Genomic DNA, 20863 nt, shown 5'->3' with positions numbered 1-20863 from the left:
TTGATTCCCTATTATTTTTAGTTAGTTGGTAATTTAAAATTTTTATAATTTATAACACCCTCTTCATCAAATGAAAGATAATATAAAACATCTTTTTTAACTGGAAGTCCAGCAAGATATCTAATAGCAAGATTTGCTTGAAGTGAACCCACGTGCATAACTATAGGACAAGCGATACCATTTGGTTTTCTATCATTTACAATAAATACAGCCTCATATGACGCTTTTTCAAAGAAACAAACCTGTCCATGAAACTCTTCAACTGTACCATAAATCCATGGTTGATTTTTTTCTATACAATATTTATTTAAATCTGCTCTAGTTGGAAGATTGTCAGTTGCATCAATGATTAAATCAAAAGTTAAACCTCTTTTAGCAAACTCTTGAAAAGACTCTTTGTAAGCAGTAACTTTAGTATAAGGACATCTAGCTTCAATAAGCTCTTTTAAAACCTCACACTTATATTTACCATCATCACCAACTCTAAAACCAATTTGTCTATGAATATTATGAACCCCAACAACATCAAAATCCACTAAAGTAAACTCCCCTATTCCAGAAGCCCCAAGTGCAATTCCTAAAGTACAACCAAGCCCACCACTACCTATTATAGCTACTCTTTTACCTTGTAGTGAATCTTGTGTCTCTTGTCCCCAAAGTTTTATCTGTCTGTTAAAGTATTCGTTAAATTCTTCTTGCATATCAAATCCTTAGTAAATAAGTATAGTTTATTTTTATTATTTTATTTTGTAATGATATCAAATTTAGTTTAAATTAATATGACTAACATCAATTATAAGAAGTTTATAACTAATAAATTTTTATAAACTTTCTACTTTTAAATAGATTATTTTTCAGATAATTCTTTGAAGTTAAGCTTTGCAGTTTCTAGTAATTTTTGAGCATCATCTAACTCTTTCATACCATTTTTATATATCTCTACAGATGAGCTTAATGTAATATCAGGATTTGCTAACTTTTCTAGCAACTCTTTTGCATTTTCTACTTTTTCCTCGAAACTTAATTCTTCTTTTATTTCTTCACTCATATTTTTCCTTCCAATATATCAACTACATAATCTTTGAACTTATCAAGTTCAACTAAGAATGAATCATGCCCATGGGTAGATTCTATCATTTTATAAGTTACATTATCCATATTCATATCTTTCATTATATTATATATCTCTTCCATCTCTTCTGGGAAAAACAATACATCATCTGAAAAAGAAAGAAGATGAAGATTGCATCTAATTCTTGCTAGTGCATCTGGTAACTTATCACTTCCCCTTGCTGCATCAAAGATATTCATAGTCTTACAAACATATAAATAAGAAAGGGGATCAAAAATTTTTGGAAAATTGTAGGCATTGTATTCTAAGTATCGCTCAACTTCAAATCTTCCAAATAATTCATATAAACCATCAGTTTCTACATAATTTCTAGCAAACTTATTATTCATAGATGTAGGTCCCACATAAGCTATAAGTCCTGCCATCCTACCTATTGCTAGTCCTGGTAAACCATTAGCTATAAGGTCACCTTTTGTATAATTTCCATCTTTAAAGGCTGGGTCATTTCTTATGGCTTCCATTGCAATTTTATTTGTAGCAATTGCCCATGGTCTTGTGTATGCAGTTGTTGCCATAGCTATAATTGTATCTGCAAAAGTTGGATACTCTATTGAGTAACAAAGTGCTTGCATACCACCTAAACTTCCCCCAATAATAGCCTTAACGTGAGTAATTCCAAGGGAGTCAAATAGTATTTTTTGAGCTTTAACAATATCACTTATTGTTACAACAGGAAATTTAAATCTATATGGTTCATCAGATGGATACATAGGACTCATAGGTGAAGTAGAACCAAAGCAAGAGCCTATATTATTTGTACATATTACAAAATATTTTCTAGTATCTACTGTTTTTCCATCACCAATTAAGTTATCCCACCAACCTGGCTTTGCTTCATTTTCATAACGTCCTGCCGCATGATGTGAACCACTTAATGCGTGACAAATAATTATTACATTTGATTTATCTTCATTTAACTCACCATAAGTTTCATATTTTATCTCATATGGTTGGAGAATCCTACCACTTTCAAGATATAAAGGAGTAGTAAATTTGGCTGTTTTAGTCTCTATTTTCAAAAAAAATCCATTTTATTTAATTGATACATTTTAACAAAACTATTCTAAAACATTTATACGAATAAATTTCATAAATAAATTATTTAAAATTAACTTTAAATATTAAGTTTTGTATAGAGTAATTAGCTGTAATATTTTGTATTAAACAAAGGAGAAAAAGATGAAAAAAATCATTTCTATTTTATGTTTTTTTGTAGGCTATGCACTTGCAAATAGTGGCTTTGTAACCTATGAAGTTGATGGGGTAAAATATGAGGGATATTATAGTTCGCCTTCAAAGGATGCACCACTTGTTTTTATGGTACATGATTGGGATGGACTTACTGATTATGAAGTAAAAAGAGCAAAAATGCTATATGATTTAGGATATGCAACTTTTGCTGTTGATTTATTTGGAAAAGGCGTTAGACCAACTGAAACTTCTGAAAAGAAAAAACTAACAGGTGAACTTTATCAAAATAGAGCCAAAATGAAAAGACTCCTTTATGCTGGACTAAATGAGGCTAAAAAACTTAATGCAAATGTATCAAATGCAGTAGGTATTGGTTATTGCTTTGGAGGTGCAGGTATTTTAGAGTTGGCAAGAAGTGGAGCTGATTTAAAATTATTTATTCCTTTTCATGGAGGATTAGCAACACCTGAAGGTGAGGATTATAGTAAAACAAAAGGTTCTATTGTAGTTTTTCATGGAAGTGCTGATAAATCTGTAAGTATTCAAGATTTTGCTAATTTGACTATGGAGTTAGAAAAAGCAGGAATACATCATGAAATGATAACATATAGTGGAGCACCACATGCTTTTAGTGTTTTTGGTTCAAAAAGATACCATAAAGTTGCAGATGAAAGTTCTTGGAAAAGATTTACAGAGATTTTAGAAACAACACTTAAAAAATAGAAAGAGAAGACTCTTTCTATTTTAACTCTTCAAAATTTATTTTCATAATATCTTGCCATTTTTTATTTGGAGACCACTCTTCTAATAAAGATAAATCTATCTCATCAAAAGGTGTTTGTAAAAAATATTTATGATAAACATACATAAAAGCACTAACCCTATAATTTTTAGCACAATGTACAAAAACTTTTTTACCTTCAAGGGAAAATAAAAGATTTAAAAATAGTTTTAAATCATCAATAGTAGGATTTTCAAAATCCACAGGAATATGTATATATGTCATCCCTAAACTTGTAACTATTTTATCTTCATTTTCTATAGCATTTGTAGCAGTACATAATGCTAAGTTAATAACAACATCAAAGCCATGCTTTAATATAACTTCAAATTGAGCCTCTGTAGGCTGACCCGAAGTTGAAATAGTGTCATTTATTTTTATATAGTTTAAAATAGTTTTTAAGTTCATGTTACATCAACTCTTCCATTTTTATTTGATACTCATTGTTTATGGTATCAAGTTTTGTTTGAGAGATTTCTAAAGATTCAAATTTAGTTTCAGCCTCTTTTTCTAAAATAGCTATCTCTTTTGAGATTTCTATTACTTTACTATTGTTACCTTTATTTGTAAAATCTAATAACTCTTTTTTTCTATTTTCTATTGAAGCTTCTAATTCTATAATTTTTTTCTCTAAAGACTCTACTTCTTTTTTAATAGGAGCTATTATTTTACTTTTTTCTTGTACAAGTAAAGCTCTTAATTTTTTGCTCTCTTTTTTATTTACTTTAGGTTTAGCTTTTTTCTTTGGTGCTTCATCTTCATCTTCCCAACCTATTTTTTCTAAGAACTCATCATACGTTCCATCAAAATAATCTGCACTACCATTTGAAAATATAATCAATCTATCACAAACAGCTCTTAAAAGTTCTTCACTGTGAGTTACAATTACACAAGAGCCATCAAAGTTTTTAATAGCAACTGTAAGTGCATCAATAGATGTCATATCAAGGTGGTTTGTAGGCTCATCTAGGAAAAGTAAATTAACTTCTTTTGCTAAAATTTTTCCAAGCATTACCCTACTTTTTTCACCCCCTGAAAGTAAAGATACTTTTTTCTTAGCATCATCTCCTGAAAACATCATACCACCACAAATACTTCTTACAACACCTTCACCTAACTTATTATTTGTAAGATAAATTTCATCCATAACTGTATTGTTTGGGTTAAGATGTGAAATATTAGTTTGACCAAAATGTCCAAATGTTACACTTGTGTGCATTTCAGTTGTACCAGTTATTGCTTTTAGCTCACCAGCAATAGTATTTAATAGTGTTGATTTACCTTTACCATTTTTTCCTATTATTCCAAGAGTTTCACCCCTTTGTAAAGTAAAAGAGATATCTTTAAAAAGAATATTATCTTTTGTATATCCAAAACTCAAATCTTTTACATCAAGTAAAACTTTTGCAGGTGTTTCTTTGTAATTAAAATCAAACTTTAATGTAGAATCAAAATCCAAGTCTTCTAAAATATCCATTTTTTCGAGTTGTTTTACTTTTGATTGAGCTAAAGTTGCAGTTGAAGCTCTTGCTTTATTTTTAGCAATAAACTCTTCAAGCTGTTTTACTTTTTTCTCTTGGGTAGCTTTTTGTTTTTCATGATGTTCATCTTCATCTTTTAATTTTTCATAAAATTTGTGAGTATTTCCTTTTATAACTTTTAAGCTTCGTCTTACTAATCCCATAGTGTGAGTAGTAACAGCATCCATAAAATCTCTGTCGTGAGTGATTATAATTACTTCACCCTCAAAGTTTTTTAAAAATGTTTTTAGCCATCTTAAAGATACGATATCTAAGTAGTTTGTTGGCTCATCAAGTAAAAGCAAATTTGGTTCAGTTAAAAGTAATTTTGCTAGATTTATTCTAATTTGGTATCCACCTGAAAAAGATAATGGATCTTTTAATAAATCTTCTTGAGAAAAACCAAGACCAAAAAGTATTTTTTCAACTTTATAAATATTGTATTTATCATCTTCACTAAGAGCAAGTGCCGCTTCATCTGTGATTGTTTTTTCTGTAAACTCTAAGTGTTGTCTTAGAGCACCTATTTTATAATTTTTTGGTTTTAATACTTCACCACTATCTGGGTGTTCTTCATCTAAGATTAGTTTAAATAGTGTTGATTTACCACTACCATTTCTTCCTACTAATCCAACTTTATCCCCAGCATTTAATCTAAAAGTCAATTCATTAAAAAGTATTTGTTTACCAAAACTTTTTGATACGTTTGAAAGTTCTATCATTTATTCTTCTTTTTTATTATTTGAAAACGGATTATACGCAAGGGGAGTTTATAAGCTTATTAGAAGAGTATATTTGTGTATAATAAACAATTTATTTTAGAATTAAAAGGGAGAAAAATGAAAAATTTGAAAAAAATGGCAATAGTTATTGCTTCACTGTTTTTAACTACACAACTTTTCGCAAAAGAAAAAGTGTATAAATTATCAATGGCTACTACATGGGGACCAACATTGTCACCACTTATTGATGCTGCTAACAATATGGCAAAATACGCAAATGAGATGTCAAATGGTAGATTACAAATAAAAGTTGATCCGGCAAACAAACATAAATCACCTTTTGGTATTTTAGATATGGTTAAAGGTGGTCAATATGACTTAGGTCATAGTGCTTCGTATTATTTTAAAGGTAAAGATATAGATACATTACCTTTTACTTCTATGCCTTTTGGTTTAACTTCACCTGAACAATATGCTTGGTTTTATGAAGGTGGTGGATTAGAACTTATGCAAAAAGTTTATGCAAAACATGGTGTTTTATCTTTTCCTGGTGGAAGCACTGGTGTTCAAATGGGTGGTTGGTTTAGAAAAGAGATTAAATCACTTGATGACCTAAAAGGTCTAAAAATGAGAATTCCAGGTTTTGCTGGTGAGGTTATGGCTAAACTTGGTGTACAAGTTACAAATATCGCTCCAGGTGAATTATATACTGCACTTGAAAGAAACTCTATTGATGCTTTAGAGTGGGTTGGACCTTCTATGGATATTAATATGGGATTTCATAAAATTGCACCATACTATTACACAGGATGGCATGAACCAGCTAGTGAAATGAACTTTATGGTAAATAAAAAATCATTTGAAAAACTACCAAAAGATTTACAAAAGATTTTAACAATTTCTATGAGAGTAGCTGCTTATGACATGTATGTTCAAAACTATAACATGAATGCAAAAGCATGGGAAAAAATGAAAAATGAATATCCAAATATAAAAGTTGTAACTTTACCAGAAGATGTTATGAGTGCACTAAAAAAAGCAAATAAAGAGTTAAGAGAAGAACTAGGTGCAAAAAGTCCACTTCTAAAAGAGGTTTTAGACTCACAAGATGCTTATATGAAAAGTGTTAGAGAATGGACAAAGATGTCTGATTATTTATACCTAAAAGACAATATCTAAAGTTTATATCAATGGCAATATTTGGGAAAATAGAAGATTTAAAAAAGCAACTAAAACAAAAGAGTTTTCAAGTTGCTTTTGATTATTTGGAAAATATATCAAATGATATTTTCCAAATAAAAGATAAAGAATGTATAAAAGAGTTTTTAGATGAAAATATATTTGTTTTAAAACAAGCATATAAAACTAAAAATAGAGAAGATTGTTTTTTTGAATCCCATAGAAAATATATTGATATTCAATATATGGTAAAGGGTTCTGAGATCATGGATGTTTCATCTTTAGATAATCTTGATGTTATTCAAGATTATGACGAAGAGAAAGATTTTACAAAATATAGCTCAAAAAAGCCATTTTCTTCTTTACTTATCAAAGATAAAGAGTTAGCAATTTTCTATCCAAATGATGCCCATCAACCTTGTATAAAGGTTGATGACTCAACGCTTATTTATAAAGCTGTAATAAAAATTCCAGTTGATTTGATTTAGGAGTAAATATGGATTATATAAAAGATTTAGAAAATATACTTAAAACCGATGTCTTATTAGAAGTAAATGAAAATATTCAAGAGCTCAAAAAAGAACTAGAAAAAAATAAAAATAGTAAAGCTTTGAAAGAAGAATTAAAATATATGAATGAAGTAAAAAAATATTTTGATGAAGTTTTAATAGATATAGAAAACAAAACAATAACACAAGAAGAAGCATTAGATATCTTAGAAGGTTTAGAAGATATGAAAGTTGAAAACCAAGAGATATAATTTAATTTTTAAAACTAACTTATTTTATAGTATTTATTCAATATAATCTGCTTTTATTATAATTATAAGTTAGGGAAAACATGTTTGAATTAGAAATATACGAAATAATAAATATACTAGGGCTAATACTAGGAATCGTATTTGGTATGATTGCCCAAAAAAATCAATTCTGCTTTAGCGGTTCAATCAAAGATTATATTTTAATGAAATCTACAAGAAGAGGTGCTTCTGTTACAATGGCAATGATTGTAGCAATAATATCTACAACTATTGTAGCTTCTTATTTTGATTTAGATTTGACAAAAACACCTTACTACAAAGAAAATATAAATTATTTTGTAATTATATTTGGTGGGCTATTATTTGGTACAGGTATGATGATAGCTGATGGTTGTAGTAATCGTCACCTTATTAAATTTGGACAAGGTGATTCAAAATCACTTATTACCCTTGTATTTATAGCAATATTTGGATTTGCAACTGCAAAAGGTCTTATTCAAGGTTATTTAAGCCCTATTACTAACAATGAAACTTTAATAAAGTTATCTTTAATGATTGAAAATAGCACTATGAATATCTATTTTGTTGTTGCTGTTTTATTTGTTATTTTATTAACATTAACAAAAAATATAAAAAGAATATTCACTTTGTTAGATGGTTTTTTAATTGGTTTACTTATTGCAGTTGCTTGGGTAATAACAGGAGTTCTTGGTGAAGAGAGTATGGAAAGAGTTATAGAACTTTCAGGTGTTTCTTTTGTTTACCCTACTTCTAAAAGTTTAGAACTTTTTATGTTTTATCAAGTAAATGAATTTACTTTTCCTATTGCATTAGTTTGTGGAATGGTAATTGGTGCTTTTACAATGTCATATTTCAATAAAAAATATAGTTTTGGATGTACCGCAACTCAAAAAATAAATAGAGTTACTTATAACATGATTGGTGGAGCTTTAATGGGTACAGGGGGTATCTTATCTATTGGTTGTACAGTTGGTCAAGGATTAACTGGTATGTCAACATTAGCTTTTGCTTCATTTTTAGCTATAGTATCAATCTTTGTTTCAGGAGTAATTACTGGGCTGATTTTAAATAAATCAGGAAGACTTCCTATGTGTTTTATTTTTGAATGGAATGATACTCCACCTGATTATAATATTTAAACCTAAATTTTGTAAAATATTAACAAAATTTTAAAATCAAAGGAAAACCTTGACGCTGGATATTACAAAAGTGGCAAATGTCATTTTATATATGTTACACAAACAAGTAAAACTACTAAACGATAAGAAATTATCCATTCTTCTTTTTTTAATGGATTACAACCATCAAAAATTTTGTGGCAAAAAAATATTTGGGGATGAGTATATAAAAGGCTCTAGAAGTCCTGAACCAAGACTATTATCAGAACTTTTTGAAGTAATAGCAAGTGAACAAATTTTGGAAGATGATGATGAAAGAGTATATCTTATTCAAGAGATACTTGATAATGTAGATATTGATATAATAGAAAGAGAAAATTTCATAGAATTAAAATTTATAGAAATTGGTGTAGAGTATGATGAATCTTTATTTGATGAAGAAGAGTTAAAAACAATAAATAAACTTGTTCTTCAATACAAAGATGCAACACCAAGACTTATTGCAAATGATACCTTTAAAATAGACGAATATAGAGCAAAAGAAAAAGGTGAAGTTGTTTTATAACAACTTCTCTTTTATGAAGCATGATTTTTTACTTTTAATAGACCTATTCCTAAAAATATAAATAACCCACCTGTAAATTTGTTGAACCAATACATTCTTTTTTCATTGCTAAGTAAAGCTTTTGATTTTTTAGATAAAAAAGCATAAGAACAAAGTCCAAAAAAAGAGAAACATAAAAACTCTCCAGTCATAATAAAAAACTGAGGAGCAATAGGCTCATGTAAATTTAAAAATTGAGGAAATATTGCTGTAAAAAATATAATTGGCTTAGGATTTGTAACTGCCAATAAAAATGATTCTAAGAAGTATGATTTTTTACTTTTTTGTTTTACTTCTTTTTCCATAGAATCAATATTTAAAATACCTTTATTTCTTAAAAACTTAATACCTAAGTACATAAGATAAATAGCACCAGCTATTTTTACAATAAGAAAAAGAGTAGCTGAAGTTAAAATCAATACTCCAAGACCTAAAATTGAAGCCGTTGATAAAACAGATAAACCAAGGATATTTCCAAAACATGAAATAGCTACTGTCTTCATGTCAGTTCTCATACCATTTACAATAGCCAATAAAACTGCAGGACCTGGACTTAAAACATATAAAAATGCAATCACTGAATATATCAAGAAAGTATCGATACTCATAATTTATTTCCTTTTTAATTATTTTTTATTTTTTTTCTTAGAAGCCTTTGCCATTTTTGCTTTCTTTTTTGCCTTTGCCTTTGCAAGTTCTAAATTTGTAGCTTTTCTTGCGTTTACAATTTGTGGATTTTCATATCTATCTTGAGAAAATCCTACTTTAACAGCATTTCTATTTTGATTTGCAGTTGCAGCTAACTTTTCAGCTTTTACACTTTTTACACTATTTGTATTTAAACTTTTTGACATCTTTTAACCTATTTTGAAATTTTATATTATATTGGATTAACTCTTTATTTTCTAACCCATGAAGCAATTTGTTCTATATCACTTGGTGTGGTTTGACAACATCCACCAATAACACTTGCTCCTTTTTCATACCACATAAAAGCCATCTTACCATAATCTTTTGTATTAGCTTGTGTACTCCATGTTTTAGTTGCTCCATCATATGCAGCTCCACCATTTGGATAGACAATAATAGGTTTAGTTGAAACCTCTTTTATCTCATTTATTAAAGATTCAATATATTGTGGTGCAGTACAATTTATACCAATTGCTACAATTTGTTCTTTATCATCCAAAAATTTAGCACACTCTTTTATACTTTCACCACTATTTATATGTTTCCCATCTTTTGCACTAAAACTAATCCAAGCTTGAGTTGAAGGAAACTCTTTAAGTAATTTTACATATGCTTTTGCTTCTATTAGACAAGGAACAGTTTCACAAGCCAATAAATCTGGTTTTGCTTCAATTAATGCTTGCATTCTTTTTTTATGAAAAGTTACAAGTTCTTCTTCACTTAATCCATAATTTCCTCTAAATTCTGAACCATCAGCTAAATATGCTCCATAAGGACCAATAGAAGCTGCCACAAGAGGTTTTATTCTGTTTGTTGACTCATTTGTACTCCAAAATTCATCTCTTGCTTGTGTTGCTAGTTTTACAGAAGACTGTAAAAGCTCTTTTGCTTGAGCTTCATTTAAACCTCTTTCTTTAAAACCTTCAAAAGTGGCTTGATAACTCAATGTTGTAATACAATCACTTCCAGCTTCTAAATAATCTTTATGTACCTCTGATATAGCTTTTGGATTTTCCATAAGAAATTTTGCAGACCATAATGAATCATTTATATCATATCCCTTTCTCTCTAACTCTGTTCCTGTAGCCCCATCTATTATTAATATTTTTTGATTTTTTAATATCTCATTGATTTTATTCATTAATTTGTCCTATTTTATTTACTTTATTTATATATTCATTTTTTAATTCATCTGAAATAAAAGATGCGTTAAAAGAGTTTTTTATTAGTGTGATTATATCTTTTTTTGATAAATCAATGTTTTCACACAAATTTATAAAATTTTTATTTAAATAGCCTTTAAAATATGCTGGATCATCTGAATTTACTGTTACATTTAATCCATAATCCAAAAGCTTTTTTATATTGTGTTGTTTGTAGTTTTCAAATACTTTTAGCTCAATATTAGAATTTGGACAAACTGTCAAGGGAATTTGTTCTTTTTTTAATCTTTCCATTAACTCTTTAGAATAAATAGCTTGTACGCCATGATCGATTCTTTGAATATCCAATAAATCTAAAGCCTCATAAATATAAGTATAATCTGCCTCTTCTCCAGCATGAGCAACAAGTTTAAAGCCCTCTTCTTTTGCTTTTTTAAATACTTCTTTAAACTTTGAAGGTGGATGTCCAAGTTCTGAAGAATCAAGTCCAATACATATAATCTTATCTTTAAATGGTAAGCACTCTTCAAAAGTTTTAAAGGCATCATCTTGGCTTAAATGTCTTAAGAAACACATAATGATATTTGAACTTATAGCAAACTTCTTTTGGGCATCATTTAATGCTTCACTTATACCTAAGATCACTGTCTCAAAAGAGATTCCTCTTGAAGTGTGGGTTTGTGGGTCAAAAAATATTTCAGTATGGATTATATTATTTTCTACACATTTTAAAATATATGCCCAAGTCATATCATAAAAATCATCTTTAGTAATTAGTACATTTGCACCTGCATAGTAGATGTCTAAAAAAGATTGAAGGTTTGTAAAGTTATATGCCGCTTTTACTTCCTCTATATTTTTATAAGGTATTTCAATGCCATTTTTTTTGGCAAGTCTAAACATCAAATCTGGTTCAAGTGAACCTTCTATATGGATATGAAGTTCAGCTTTTGGTAGTTTTTTTATAAATTCTTTCATATTTTTTCCAAATTATTTTGTGCTTGTATTATATCCCTTTCTTATTTTAAAGAAGGATACTATTTATTTATAAATTCTTAGCTAATTTACCAGTTCTAATAGCATAAGCCCAATCAGCTCTACCATTTGATTCAGCTTTTAAAGCTGCTTTTTCATAATCATAAGCAACCTTTACCAATTCAACATTATATTCACTTGTATTTACATCAAGTATCAAATAAGTAGCTTGAGGGAAAGCATTTTCTATAATGTGTTCATTTGGTAAATTATCTTTATATGCTTGTAGTCCTACAGAACCAGGATTTAGTACTACTTGACCTGTACTTAAGTTTACACATCTTGGAGTACGAGAATGTCCACAAACAACAAATTTTGACTCTACATCATCCAAAAGTTCTATTATCTTTTTTTCATCTCTTAATTGCACTTTTCCACTACTTACATCTTCAAGTAAATAAACACTATCATCATGTTGTGTACCATGAGTTATATATAAGTCTTTTCCTAAAAACTTCTCAAACGGTAAATCTTGTATCCAATACAAAACCTCTTCACCCAAGTTCTCATATACATACTTTAAAGTAGGATTATTTTCCAAGTGTTCTAATGATGCTTCTAAAATCTCTCTATCTTGATTTCCACATATATTTACAAAATTGTTTTCTCTCAATAACTCATAAGTAGCCCGTGGCTCAATAGGACCATAAAAAGAATCTCCTGCATTTATCATCATATCTACACTCTTACTTTTGGCATCTAATATAACCGCTTCCAAGGCATAAATATTTGAATGAATATCCGACAAAATTGCTATTTTCACTTTTATTCCTACTAATCAATAAAATTTTAGAATTATATCAAAATAGATTTAATTTATCTCATATTAGTAATTCTTAATTTAATATTAAACTTAGTAATTTTGACAACAATATGAAAATCATGTGTATAAAATACTCATAAATTTCAAAAAAAAGAGATTTTTTGATTAAAATTTAAGCTTAATAGAAAAAAATTTATATACAATACACAAAATTTTTTCAACATAAAATATTGTTAATATAAAATTATTAGAAAAAAAGGATTTAGATAGATGGAAAAAGTAGTAATAATTGGTGGTGGATACGCAGGTATATATGCCTTAAGAGAATTAGTAAAAAATAAAAATATAAAAATTACGCTTATTGATAAACATACCTTTCATAACTTACAACCTGAAGTATATGATTTGATTGCAAATAAATCTAATATTGCTGATGTTACTATTGATTTAACTACTTTATGTATGGGACTAAATCATAGCTATTTAGAATACAAAAATCTAAAAGTTTCACAAATAGACTCTAAGAAAAAAAAGATATATACAGAAGAAAAAGAGATTGTAGAATTTGATTATTTAATTATGGCAGCAGGAACAAGAACATTTTTTCCTCATACAATTTCTGGTTTAAACAATGCCCATGATATAAAAAAATTAAATTGGGCAGTATATTTTAAACAAAGTTTTGAAAATCGTTTATTTAAAAAGATTCAAGATGAAGCAAAAAAATGTGATGATACGCATATTATTGTAGTAGGAGCAGGATTATCAGGAGTTGAAATTGCAGCAGAAATGGCATACAACTCTAAAATGTTCTTTAAAAGAGGTAATTTTACTTGTGATAACTTAAAAATATCTCTTATAAGTAGTGCTGATACTATCCTTCCTGGTTTGGATTCTGAATTAATAAGATTATCTCAAGAAAGACTTAAATACCTTGGTATTAATGTTATTACAAATACAAAACTTCAAAGATGTGAGGATGGTGTAGCCTATTTTACAAATGGTACAAAAATAGAACACTCATTTCTAATCTTTACAGGTGGAGTTGAAGCATCAAAACTTACATCTCAACTTGATGTTGAAAAAAATAAAAAAGGACAAATCATAGTAAATGAGTATATGCAAACTACAAAGTATGATAATATATTTGCTATTGGTGATGTTGCAGAAATAAGAAATATAAAAGATGAAATAATGCCTCCAAATGTAACTATTGCAAGAATTAGTGGAATAAATGCAGGACAAAATATACTTAATATGATAAATAAAAAGAAACTAATAAAATCCAATCCAAAATTAGATGGTATTCTTATAGCTCTTGGTGGGAAATATGCAGTAGGAAGTATTTATGGACTACTTCATGTAAAAGGTCGTATCGCATATGAAATCAAAAAGTATGTTTTTGACTCATATAGAAAACCTCTTCTAAAACTTATAAGAGAAGGGCATGAAAAGCTTAAAAAACTTTAATTTATTCGTACATAAATATTATGTACGAATTTTATCTTAATTTTTTATTTCCACTTTGGCTCAAAAGCTACTCTTTTACCATCATCTGTTGTGTGTTCTTCAAGTGAGTTTTCTTTTGATTGAATAACCATATAAATCATAGTTTCATCTGAATCATTTCTTATACCTCTAACTCCAGCTGGTGCTACACGAATCACCGAACCCTCTTTTATCTCAAAACACTCTCCATCAACTTGAAAAAAGCCATAACCTTTTAGAATAATATATGATTCTTCGTTTTTATAGTGAATGTGAAAATATGGTTGTTCTGTTTTTGGGGCTAATGAGTTAAATGAAATTTCAGTACCCGTTGCTTTTGTAGCATCTTTTAAAAAAACTTTACCTTCAATTTTTTGCTTTGTAACTTTGTGAATAAGTGAATATTCCATCAATTCATCTAGATTCCCCAAATCAACTGCTGTATAATTTGTATCTTCTTTTATAGTTTGTATATTCTTCATAGCCTATCCTTTTTTATTTTTGACTATTTAGTCAAGACAAGTTTAATATATACAAACTAAAGTATTGGTTAAAATTTTTTACTAAAAAAATCAAAATCTACTGTTATTTTTAAACTTTTCTTCATAATATATAGAGAAAAATATAAAACAACTCAAAAAAAGATGAAAAAGTAGAAATCAAAGAAAAAGATGCTAAAAAAGAAAAGAGAGACTAGCTCTCTCTTTCAAATTTTTGTAATAATTAAAAACTATTCCAAAGATTTATCAATCTTTGTCATGTTCTTTTTCGCTACCAAATGTTTTTTCTAAACCTAAAATAAGTTGTTGAGTTTCACTTTGAGTAAGTTTTGCTTCAGGATGTGTTGGAAGATAATAAATAGGAGGCATTTCACCATCTTTTACCTCTTTTGCAGCTTCATCACCTTTGTTTTTTCTTTGTGCACCCCACATAGAAACGTTAAAATGTTCTCTACCCTCTTCAACATCAAATGCAACTAACCAAGAAATAGGTGCTACTTTACTATACCATGGATAAATCGTATTATTTGAGTGACAATTAGCACAGGCTTTATCAAAAAGTACTTTTGTTTGCATTGAATCCCATTGAGGCTCACTTACAACAGGTGGATTTGTATAATCCTTTCCATAAGGAATAAACTGAATTAAAACAGCTGCAACAACTATACCTAAAATAATTTTACCTTTACTCATCATTCTTCTCCTAAATTAATAATTTAAATCTATATTAGCCTATTTTTATGAATTAAACATGAAGTGAATATGAATATAAGATGAATAACTATATAAATAAGTATTTTGTAGATGAATTCCATAATGTGGAAGCAATCAAATCAATAGATTTCAATACAAGACTAATAAAATTTGATAAAGAGAGTTTAAATAAAGTATTAGAAATAACTGAATGTATAATATCTTAAGAATTAGTAATTTATTCTCCATAATATGACCACATTCTATGGATTCGTATTGTATTATCAGATTCTTTTACTTCATAGACTAATCTATGTTGAATATTTATTCTTCTAGAATATGTACCACTTAAATTACCAACTAATTTTTCATAAGGAGGAGGATTTTGAAATGGATTTTTTCTAATAATCTCAATTAACTCTTTAGCCTTTTGACTCAAATTAGCACTAGATAGCTTTTTAGCATCTTTTAATGCAAATTTGCTATAGAGTATTTTATATTCTACCATTCAATATCTTCACTAAACTCACTATCTGATTCATTCATTGATTCTTGTATCGAAGATACCATATTTGGTATATTATTTAAATACAATGTCTCTTCTATAGCATTCCAATCCTCTTGTGAAAGCATAACAACATTATTTCTTTTCCCTGTTATAAGTATCGGTTCATGAGTTTGTGCAGTTTCATCCATCACATTATATATATCCGCTCTAACTTGACTTACTGACATAGTTCTTGTCATATCTGTCCTTAATAGTTAATTTTCAATATTGTACTTAATATCGTACGACTTGTCAAGAGGTGTAGTTTTTATGATAATTACCATAAAAAATAAATCTGTAGGGAGAATATAATTTTTTTATTAATAGGTATTCTGTCCTAGATTTTTTATATATAAATAATCTCTCTTGTGCCCTTTCAGGGTCACGCTTTGTTACTTTTTTCAACGATAAAATAAGTAACCAAAAAATCTGTTTTTAATTGCTGTCGCTAATGTTAACTTCTATTTTTATTACTATTTTACTATGAGATTAGGTAAACTTTTCTATTTAATTTTTATAATTAAGTATCCTCAGAATTTTCGATGAAGAGAGTTTGAATAAAGTATTAGGTATAACTGAGAGTATTATATTTTAATATTAAAATTTACAACTTATTCTATCTTTTTTTAAGAAGCTTCTCAATTCCATTTGAATTAATATCATCAGAAGTATTTTCAAAAATTATTATATTTGAAATAGATTTTAAATTAACTTTTTCTTTTATTCCAACTTCAATATATGGAACAACCATTTGAGAATGAAGTTTTTCGGTTTTCCATTCATTCCATAATATAAGTTTTGAATATTCCTTTTCATCTAGAAAAAATATTGCTATTTTATTAGTTTTATATAATAACTGCAATGGTTCACATTTCCATGAATGTTCTTTAAATTTTTCACTTTCATAGTCTCGATAATCAAAAAATGAAATACAATTTCTTAATCTGAAATAACCATTTTTTTGATGACCAAATAATGATTTATATTTTAAATCTTTATTAAATAGTAAAGCTTTATCATTAATAATGCTTTTTAAATTATTGTAATCAGTTACATGAAAAACTTTTCCATATAACATTTTAAAAAGTTCATTTTCTATTTTTATAGTTTCTATTAAATTAATATTTTCCATAAAAAACTATACACTATTATAATTAAAAGTGATGTTAGAAATATTAGATTTTGAGTTTAGTCAAGGCGAAGCTTGGATTTTAAGCGGAGCGTACAAGTAGTACGTGAGCATTAAAATTCAAGATTCAACGCAGAATAAGCTAAAAAGATGATGTTTATAACATCACTTTTTAGATGTGGTAATTAGGTGCTTCATTCGTAATCGTCACATCATGCACATGACTCTCTTTAAGCCCCGCTGATGTAATCTCTACAAACTCTGCTTTTTCTTGGAATGTTGGAATATCTTTACTTCCTAAATATCCCATAGAACTTCTAAGACCTCCAACCATTTGGTGGATGATATCTGATACACTTCCTCTGTATGGAACCATACCTTCAATTCCTTCTGGTACAAGTTTATCAGCAGCTGTTCCCTCTTGGAAATATCTATCAGTACTTCCTTTAGTCATAGCTCCAATTGAACCCATACCTCTATATGTTTTGAATTTTCTTCCTTGGCTTAGAACTACTTCACCAGGACTCTCTTCTGTTCCAGCTAAGGCACTTCCCATCATAACTGCACTAGCACCTACCGCTAAAGCTTTTGCAACATCACCTGAATATCTAATACCACCATCAGCGATAATTGGAGTTCCAGTTTTTGCACCTTCCGCTGCACACTCATCTATTGCAGAGATTTGAGGAACACCTACACCTGCTACGATTCTTGTAGTACAAATACTTCCAGGTCCAATTCCAACCTTAACAGCATCAGCTCCACAAGCAATTAAATCAGCAGTTGCTTCAGCAGTTGCAACATTTCCAGCTATGATTTGTACATCCATTTCTGCTTTGATTGCTTTTACAGTATCTAAGATACCTTTTGAGTGACCATGTGCAGAATCAAGAACTAAAACATCAACACCAACAGCAACTAATGCTCTTGCTCTATCTAATTGACCTACTCCAATAGCAGCACCAACTCTTAATCTCCCAAATTCATCTTTGTTTGCATTTGGATGTTCTCTTTTTTTGTTGATATCTTTAATTGTAATTAAACCAATTAATTTATTGTTATTATCAACAATTGGTAATTTTTCGATTTTACTTGCATGCATAATATCTGCAGCTTCATCTAAAGTTGTACCTTCTTTAGCAGTGATTAATGGCATTTTTGTCATTTTATCAACAGCTTTTTGAGTAAAGTCTTTTGTAAATCTCATATCTCTATTTGTCAAAATACCAACTAAGGTATTGTTATCATCAACAACAGGAACTCCTGAGATTTTGTATGAAGCCATAATATCTTCTGCATCTTGAAGTGTTTGGTCTGGTTTGATTGTAATAGGATCAATAATCATACCAGACTCAGATTTTTTTACTTTTTTACATTGTAAAACTTGAGTTTCGATATCCATATTTTTATGAATAATACCAATTCCTCCAAGTCTTGCCATTGCAATAGCTGCTTCGTATTCAGTTACTGTATCCATTGCTGCACTTACAAAAGGAATATTTAACTCTATTTTTTTTGTAAGTTTTGATTTAATACATACCTCTTTTGGTAAAATCTCTGATTTCGCAGGAACCAATAAAACATCTTCAAATGTTAGTGCTCTTTTTCTAATTTTCATATTCTATCCTATATTTTTATTTTGTATAATTTACAGCTTTTTCTAACGATAAAGCACCATCAAATAATGTTTGTTCATCATATGCTTTTCCAATAAGTTGTAATCCAACTGGCATACCCTCACTATCTTTGCAAACAGGTAATGAAATAGCTGGAAGTCCAGCTAAGTTTACAGATATTGTATAAATATCACTTAAGTACATCTCTAAAGATGATTTAAAACTTCCAAATTCAGGAGCAGTTGTTGGAGCAACTGGAGATAAAATTAAATCAGCTTCATTAAAAATCTCTTCATACTCATCTTTTATAAGGTGTCTAACTTTTTGTGCTTTTATATAATAAGCATCATAATAACCTGAACTTAAAACAAAAGAACCCAACATGATTCTTTTTTGTACTTCATCTCCAAAACCTTTTGATTTAGTTTGAACATACATATCTTTTAGTCCACCATCACCTTGTCTATTCCCAAATCTAACTCCATCAAATCTTGCTAAGTTTGCGCTAGCTTCTGCTGTTGCAACTATATAATAAGATGATAAAATTTTATCCGTGTCTAACATATTTTTATGAATTATTTTATGACCAGCTTCTTCTAAAACTTTTACAGCCTTTTCAAAAGCCTCTTTTATTGCAGGACTTGCTTGTTTTACAAAGTTATCAATTACAGCTATTGTAAGCTTTCTTTCACTATTAAGTTTTGGAGCTACTGCTTCGTATTCTACATTTGCAGAAGTTGAATCCATAGGATCATACCCAGAAATAATATCATATAAAATTGCAGCATCTTCAACATTTTGAGTAATAGGTCCACATTGATCAAGGGAAGAAGAATACGCAGTAATTCCATATCTTGATACTCTTCCATAAGTTGGTTTCATCCCAACAACACCACAATATGCTGCTGGTTGTCTTACACTTCCACCAGTATCAGTTCCTAGTGCTGCTATTGCAATTCCAGCTGCAACTGCAGCTGCACTTCCACCTGAACTTCCACCAGCTGTTTTATTTGGATTATGAGGATTTAATGTTTTACCATAACAAGAAGTGTCTGTTGAACTTCCCATTGCAAACTCATCCATATTGGCTCTTCCAAATGGGCTCAATCCTGCTTCTTTTAAATTTTTAATTACAGTTGCATCATAAGGGCTTACATAACCCTTTAATATATTGCTACAACAAGTTATATTCCAATCTTTAACATTTATAATATCTTTTATTGCTATTGGTATTCCAGAACCTGAAATATTAATATCTGTATTAGTTAATTGTTCTACATAAGCACCAATGTTATTGTTCTTTATTTTCTCTGTTAGTTCGTCTCTTACTCTATTTATATCATCATTTGATAATAAAAGTGCTTCTTTTAATGTTATCAATTATAACTCCTAATAAATTGTAAAAATATCGTGATTATACAAAAAAGTTGATTAAATTCTAAAAATAATTTTTTATTATATTTATATAAAAAAAGGGAAGAAGAGCAAAACTCTTCTTCCCTTTTGAACAAAAAGATTTCTTAGTATTATACTAATGAAATGAATGCCATTGGAGTAGCATCCCCTCTTCTAATTCTAGTTTTAATTATTGAAGTATATCCACCATTTCTACCAACGTATTTTGGTGCAACTTCGTTAATTAATTTTTTTGTAGCTTCTTTATCTTGTAATGAAGCGAATACAAATCTGTGAGTATTTAAATCAGCTTCTCTTGAAGCAGTAATTAATTTCTCAATATATCTTCTAAGTTCTTTTGCTTTTGGAACTGTAGTTTCAATTTTTTCTCTCTCAATAAGAGCAATTGCCATGTTTTTTAACAATGCTTTTCTATGAGAAGAAGTTCTGTTTAACTTTCTATATCCGTGCTTATGTCTCATATTTAACCTTTATTATGCTTTGAACTGCTCAAGCTTTCTTCTTAAAGCTGATGCAATATTTTCTGGAAGTGTATTTTCAACAGGGAATCCTAAAGATGCTAATTTATCAGCAATCTCGTCATAAGATTTTTTTCCTAAGTTTTTAATATTTTTAACTTCTACTTCACTCATAAGTACCAATTCACCTAAGTATTTTAACCCAGCTCTATCAAGAGAGTTAAAACTTCTAGCACTTAAATTTAAATCGTCAATTTTAACTATTAAATCTTTTAATTCTACAGGTTCTTCAGTTGAATCACTTACTGTTACTTCAGATAAATCGAATACTTTATTA

27 protein-coding genes are annotated in these 20863 nt (G+C 28.8%); 8 read left to right on the top strand and 19 right to left on the bottom strand.

Features of this window, described 5'->3' with window-relative positions; translation table 11 throughout:
* Positions 1-17 precede the first annotated feature (17 nt).
* The 3 genes from ACQY5W_RS10165 to metX form a co-directional block, all read right to left on the bottom strand.
* A complete protein-coding gene (locus ACQY5W_RS10165; RefSeq protein ID WP_428024856.1) occupies positions 18-701 on the bottom strand; it encodes a HesA/MoeB/ThiF family protein in 684 nt (227 codons plus the stop codon).
* A 146-nt stretch (positions 702-847) separates the two neighbouring features.
* Complete coding sequence (xseB, locus tag ACQY5W_RS10160; protein WP_428024855.1) at positions 848-1048, bottom strand: exodeoxyribonuclease VII small subunit; 201 nt, start codon at positions 1046-1048, stop codon at positions 848-850.
* Positions 1045-2151: a homoserine O-acetyltransferase MetX gene (gene metX / locus ACQY5W_RS10155; RefSeq protein ID WP_428024854.1), complete on the bottom strand. Its 1107-nt coding sequence runs from the start codon at positions 2149-2151 to the stop codon at positions 1045-1047. The genes xseB and metX overlap by 4 nt, the downstream gene beginning before the upstream one ends.
* A 160-nt stretch (positions 2152-2311) precedes the next feature.
* Here metX and ACQY5W_RS10150 point away from each other — a divergent pair, with 160 nt between their 5' ends.
* On the top strand, positions 2312-3046 hold the full coding sequence (locus tag ACQY5W_RS10150) for a dienelactone hydrolase family protein (RefSeq protein ID WP_428024853.1): 735 nt from the start codon (positions 2312-2314) through the stop codon (positions 3044-3046).
* A 16-nt stretch (positions 3047-3062) separates the two neighbouring features.
* Here ACQY5W_RS10150 and ACQY5W_RS10145 read toward each other — a convergent pair whose 3' ends face one another.
* Positions 3063-3512 carry a protein tyrosine phosphatase family protein gene (locus ACQY5W_RS10145; RefSeq protein WP_428024852.1) on the bottom strand — a complete coding sequence of 150 codons (450 nt, stop codon included), beginning with the start codon at positions 3510-3512 and terminating at the stop codon, positions 3063-3065.
* A 1-nt stretch (position 3513) separates the two neighbouring features.
* On the bottom strand, positions 3514-5346 hold the full coding sequence (locus tag ACQY5W_RS10140; RefSeq protein WP_428024851.1) for an ABC-F family ATP-binding cassette domain-containing protein: 1833 nt from the start codon (positions 5344-5346) through the stop codon (positions 3514-3516).
* Between the two features lie 117 nt (positions 5347-5463).
* Between ACQY5W_RS10140 and ACQY5W_RS10135 the strand changes: the two genes are divergently transcribed.
* The 5 genes from ACQY5W_RS10135 (at position 5464) to ACQY5W_RS10115 (ending at position 8989) form a co-directional block, all read left to right on the top strand.
* Entirely contained in the window at positions 5464-6525 is a 1062-nt protein-coding gene (locus ACQY5W_RS10135; RefSeq protein ID WP_428024850.1) for a TRAP transporter substrate-binding protein, read from the top strand.
* An 11-nt stretch (positions 6526-6536) separates the two neighbouring features.
* A complete protein-coding gene (locus ACQY5W_RS10130) occupies positions 6537-7013 on the top strand; it encodes a YhcH/YjgK/YiaL family protein (RefSeq protein WP_428024849.1) in 477 nt (158 codons plus the stop codon).
* A gap of 8 nt (positions 7014-7021) precedes the next feature.
* On the top strand, positions 7022-7285 hold the full coding sequence (locus ACQY5W_RS10125; protein ID WP_428024848.1) for a hypothetical protein: 264 nt from the start codon (positions 7022-7024) through the stop codon (positions 7283-7285).
* Positions 7286-7365: 80 nt separating this feature from the next.
* Entirely contained in the window at positions 7366-8445 is a 1080-nt protein-coding gene (locus ACQY5W_RS10120; protein WP_428024847.1) for a YeeE/YedE family protein, read from the top strand.
* A gap of 49 nt (positions 8446-8494) precedes the next feature.
* Positions 8495-8989 (top strand): type II toxin-antitoxin system antitoxin SocA domain-containing protein, encoded by a 495-nt coding sequence (locus tag ACQY5W_RS10115; protein WP_428024846.1) that lies wholly within the window; start codon positions 8495-8497, stop codon positions 8987-8989.
* Positions 8990-9000: 11 nt separating this feature from the next.
* Here the strand turns inward: ACQY5W_RS10115 and ACQY5W_RS10110 are convergent, their stop codons facing one another.
* From ACQY5W_RS10110 to ACQY5W_RS10090, 5 genes are all read right to left on the bottom strand, one after another.
* Positions 9001-9636, bottom strand: a complete 636-nt coding sequence (locus ACQY5W_RS10110) for a LysE family translocator (protein ID WP_428024845.1) — start codon at positions 9634-9636, stop codon at positions 9001-9003.
* A gap of 18 nt (positions 9637-9654) precedes the next feature.
* Positions 9655-9882 (bottom strand): hypothetical protein, encoded by a 228-nt coding sequence (locus ACQY5W_RS10105; RefSeq protein WP_428024844.1) that lies wholly within the window; start codon positions 9880-9882, stop codon positions 9655-9657.
* Positions 9883-9926: 44 nt separating this feature from the next.
* A complete protein-coding gene (gene mmuM / locus ACQY5W_RS10100; RefSeq protein WP_428024843.1) occupies positions 9927-10859 on the bottom strand; it encodes a homocysteine S-methyltransferase in 933 nt (310 codons plus the stop codon).
* On the bottom strand, positions 10852-11859 hold the full coding sequence (locus tag ACQY5W_RS10095; RefSeq protein ID WP_428024842.1) for an adenosine deaminase: 1008 nt from the start codon (positions 11857-11859) through the stop codon (positions 10852-10854). The genes mmuM and ACQY5W_RS10095 overlap by 8 nt, the downstream gene beginning before the upstream one ends.
* Positions 11860-11926: 67 nt before the next feature.
* Positions 11927-12679, bottom strand: coding sequence for a metallophosphoesterase family protein (locus ACQY5W_RS10090; protein ID WP_428024841.1), 753 nt, complete (start codon positions 12677-12679; stop codon positions 11927-11929).
* 270 nt (positions 12680-12949) lie between these two features.
* Here ACQY5W_RS10090 and ACQY5W_RS10085 point away from each other — a divergent pair, with 270 nt between their 5' ends.
* Complete coding sequence (locus ACQY5W_RS10085; RefSeq protein ID WP_428024840.1) at positions 12950-14149, top strand: NAD(P)/FAD-dependent oxidoreductase; 1200 nt, start codon at positions 12950-12952, stop codon at positions 14147-14149.
* A gap of 44 nt (positions 14150-14193) precedes the next feature.
* Here the strand turns inward: ACQY5W_RS10085 and ACQY5W_RS10080 are convergent, their stop codons facing one another.
* Both ACQY5W_RS10080 and ACQY5W_RS10075 read right to left on the bottom strand, forming a co-directional pair.
* The gene (locus ACQY5W_RS10080) at positions 14194-14649 is read right to left on the bottom strand and encodes a cupin domain-containing protein (protein WP_428024839.1); all 456 of its coding nucleotides are present in this window, start codon (positions 14647-14649) and stop codon (positions 14194-14196) included.
* A gap of 264 nt (positions 14650-14913) precedes the next feature.
* Positions 14914-15360 carry a heme-binding domain-containing protein gene (locus ACQY5W_RS10075; protein ID WP_428024838.1) on the bottom strand — a complete coding sequence of 149 codons (447 nt, stop codon included), beginning with the start codon at positions 15358-15360 and terminating at the stop codon, positions 14914-14916.
* An 80-nt stretch (positions 15361-15440) separates the two neighbouring features.
* Between ACQY5W_RS10075 and ACQY5W_RS10070 the strand changes: the two genes are divergently transcribed.
* Complete coding sequence (locus ACQY5W_RS10070) at positions 15441-15587, top strand: hypothetical protein (RefSeq protein WP_428024837.1); 147 nt, start codon at positions 15441-15443, stop codon at positions 15585-15587.
* A gap of 11 nt (positions 15588-15598) precedes the next feature.
* On the opposite strand, the gene ACQY5W_RS10065 is transcribed toward ACQY5W_RS10070, so the two are convergent.
* The 7 genes from ACQY5W_RS10065 to ACQY5W_RS10035 all read right to left on the bottom strand — a co-directional run.
* The gene (locus ACQY5W_RS10065; protein ID WP_428024836.1) at positions 15599-15868 is read right to left on the bottom strand and encodes a Txe/YoeB family addiction module toxin; all 270 of its coding nucleotides are present in this window, start codon (positions 15866-15868) and stop codon (positions 15599-15601) included.
* On the bottom strand, positions 15862-16107 hold the full coding sequence (locus ACQY5W_RS10060) for a type II toxin-antitoxin system Phd/YefM family antitoxin (protein ID WP_428024835.1): 246 nt from the start codon (positions 16105-16107) through the stop codon (positions 15862-15864). Before ACQY5W_RS10060 ends, ACQY5W_RS10065 begins: the two co-directional genes overlap by 7 nt.
* A 416-nt stretch (positions 16108-16523) precedes the next feature.
* Positions 16524-17039, bottom strand: a complete 516-nt coding sequence (locus tag ACQY5W_RS10055; RefSeq protein ID WP_428024834.1) for a hypothetical protein — start codon at positions 17037-17039, stop codon at positions 16524-16526.
* A 169-nt stretch (positions 17040-17208) separates the two neighbouring features.
* A complete protein-coding gene (gene guaB, locus ACQY5W_RS10050; protein WP_428024833.1) occupies positions 17209-18654 on the bottom strand; it encodes an IMP dehydrogenase in 1446 nt (481 codons plus the stop codon).
* Positions 18655-18670: 16 nt separating this feature from the next.
* Complete coding sequence (gatA, locus tag ACQY5W_RS10045; RefSeq protein ID WP_428024832.1) at positions 18671-20032, bottom strand: Asp-tRNA(Asn)/Glu-tRNA(Gln) amidotransferase subunit GatA; 1362 nt, start codon at positions 20030-20032, stop codon at positions 18671-18673.
* A 146-nt stretch (positions 20033-20178) separates the two neighbouring features.
* Positions 20179-20529: a 50S ribosomal protein L17 gene (rplQ, locus tag ACQY5W_RS10040; protein ID WP_428024831.1), complete on the bottom strand. Its 351-nt coding sequence runs from the start codon at positions 20527-20529 to the stop codon at positions 20179-20181.
* Between the two features lie 12 nt (positions 20530-20541).
* A partial coding sequence (locus ACQY5W_RS10035) for a DNA-directed RNA polymerase subunit alpha C-terminal domain-containing protein (protein WP_428024830.1) occupies positions 20542-20863 on the bottom strand: 322 nt, incomplete at its 5' end.

This window comes from Arcobacter sp. (genome assembly GCF_050300555.1).
Classification (GTDB): domain Bacteria; phylum Campylobacterota; class Campylobacteria; order Campylobacterales; family Arcobacteraceae; genus Arcobacter.
Note: the sequence above shows the minus strand (reverse complement) of the source record. Positions and strands in the feature narration are given on the sequence as shown.

What these genes read in the sequence shown, in the direction of transcription:
- rplQ (WP_428024831.1), bottom strand. Translation starts at nt 20,529, where the DNA reads ATGAGACATAAGCACGGATATAGAAAGTTAAACAGAACTTCTTCTCAT.
- ACQY5W_RS10145 (WP_428024852.1), bottom strand. Translation starts at nt 3,512, where the DNA reads ATGAACTTAAAAACTATTTTAAACTATATAAAAATAAATGACACTATT.
- ACQY5W_RS10150 (WP_428024853.1), top strand. Translation starts at nt 2,312, where the DNA reads ATGAAAAAAATCATTTCTATTTTATGTTTTTTTGTAGGCTATGCACTT.
- ACQY5W_RS10105 (WP_428024844.1), bottom strand. Translation starts at nt 9,882, where the DNA reads ATGTCAAAAAGTTTAAATACAAATAGTGTAAAAAGTGTAAAAGCTGAA.
- ACQY5W_RS10095 (WP_428024842.1), bottom strand. Translation starts at nt 11,859, where the DNA reads ATGAAAGAATTTATAAAAAAACTACCAAAAGCTGAACTTCATATCCAT.
- ACQY5W_RS10080 (WP_428024839.1), bottom strand. Translation starts at nt 14,649, where the DNA reads ATGAAGAATATACAAACTATAAAAGAAGATACAAATTATACAGCAGTT.
- ACQY5W_RS10065 (WP_428024836.1), bottom strand. Translation starts at nt 15,868, where the DNA reads ATGGTAGAATATAAAATACTCTATAGCAAATTTGCATTAAAAGATGCT.
- ACQY5W_RS10125 (WP_428024848.1), top strand. Translation starts at nt 7,022, where the DNA reads ATGGATTATATAAAAGATTTAGAAAATATACTTAAAACCGATGTCTTA.
- ACQY5W_RS10110 (WP_428024845.1), bottom strand. Translation starts at nt 9,636, where the DNA reads ATGAGTATCGATACTTTCTTGATATATTCAGTGATTGCATTTTTATAT.
- ACQY5W_RS10140 (WP_428024851.1), bottom strand. Translation starts at nt 5,346, where the DNA reads ATGATAGAACTTTCAAACGTATCAAAAAGTTTTGGTAAACAAATACTT.
- ACQY5W_RS10130 (WP_428024849.1), top strand. Translation starts at nt 6,537, where the DNA reads ATGGCAATATTTGGGAAAATAGAAGATTTAAAAAAGCAACTAAAACAA.
- ACQY5W_RS10085 (WP_428024840.1), top strand. Translation starts at nt 12,950, where the DNA reads ATGGAAAAAGTAGTAATAATTGGTGGTGGATACGCAGGTATATATGCC.
- ACQY5W_RS10055 (WP_428024834.1), bottom strand. Translation starts at nt 17,039, where the DNA reads ATGGAAAATATTAATTTAATAGAAACTATAAAAATAGAAAATGAACTT.
- guaB (WP_428024833.1), bottom strand. Translation starts at nt 18,654, where the DNA reads ATGAAAATTAGAAAAAGAGCACTAACATTTGAAGATGTTTTATTGGTT.
- ACQY5W_RS10070 (WP_428024837.1), top strand. Translation starts at nt 15,441, where the DNA reads ATGAATAACTATATAAATAAGTATTTTGTAGATGAATTCCATAATGTG.
- xseB (WP_428024855.1), bottom strand. Translation starts at nt 1,048, where the DNA reads ATGAGTGAAGAAATAAAAGAAGAATTAAGTTTCGAGGAAAAAGTAGAA.
- ACQY5W_RS10075 (WP_428024838.1), bottom strand. Translation starts at nt 15,360, where the DNA reads ATGAGTAAAGGTAAAATTATTTTAGGTATAGTTGTTGCAGCTGTTTTA.
- ACQY5W_RS10135 (WP_428024850.1), top strand. Translation starts at nt 5,464, where the DNA reads ATGAAAAATTTGAAAAAAATGGCAATAGTTATTGCTTCACTGTTTTTA.
- mmuM (WP_428024843.1), bottom strand. Translation starts at nt 10,859, where the DNA reads ATGAATAAAATCAATGAGATATTAAAAAATCAAAAAATATTAATAATA.
- ACQY5W_RS10060 (WP_428024835.1), bottom strand. Translation starts at nt 16,107, where the DNA reads ATGACAAGAACTATGTCAGTAAGTCAAGTTAGAGCGGATATATATAAT.
- ACQY5W_RS10120 (WP_428024847.1), top strand. Translation starts at nt 7,366, where the DNA reads ATGTTTGAATTAGAAATATACGAAATAATAAATATACTAGGGCTAATA.
- ACQY5W_RS10165 (WP_428024856.1), bottom strand. Translation starts at nt 701, where the DNA reads ATGCAAGAAGAATTTAACGAATACTTTAACAGACAGATAAAACTTTGG.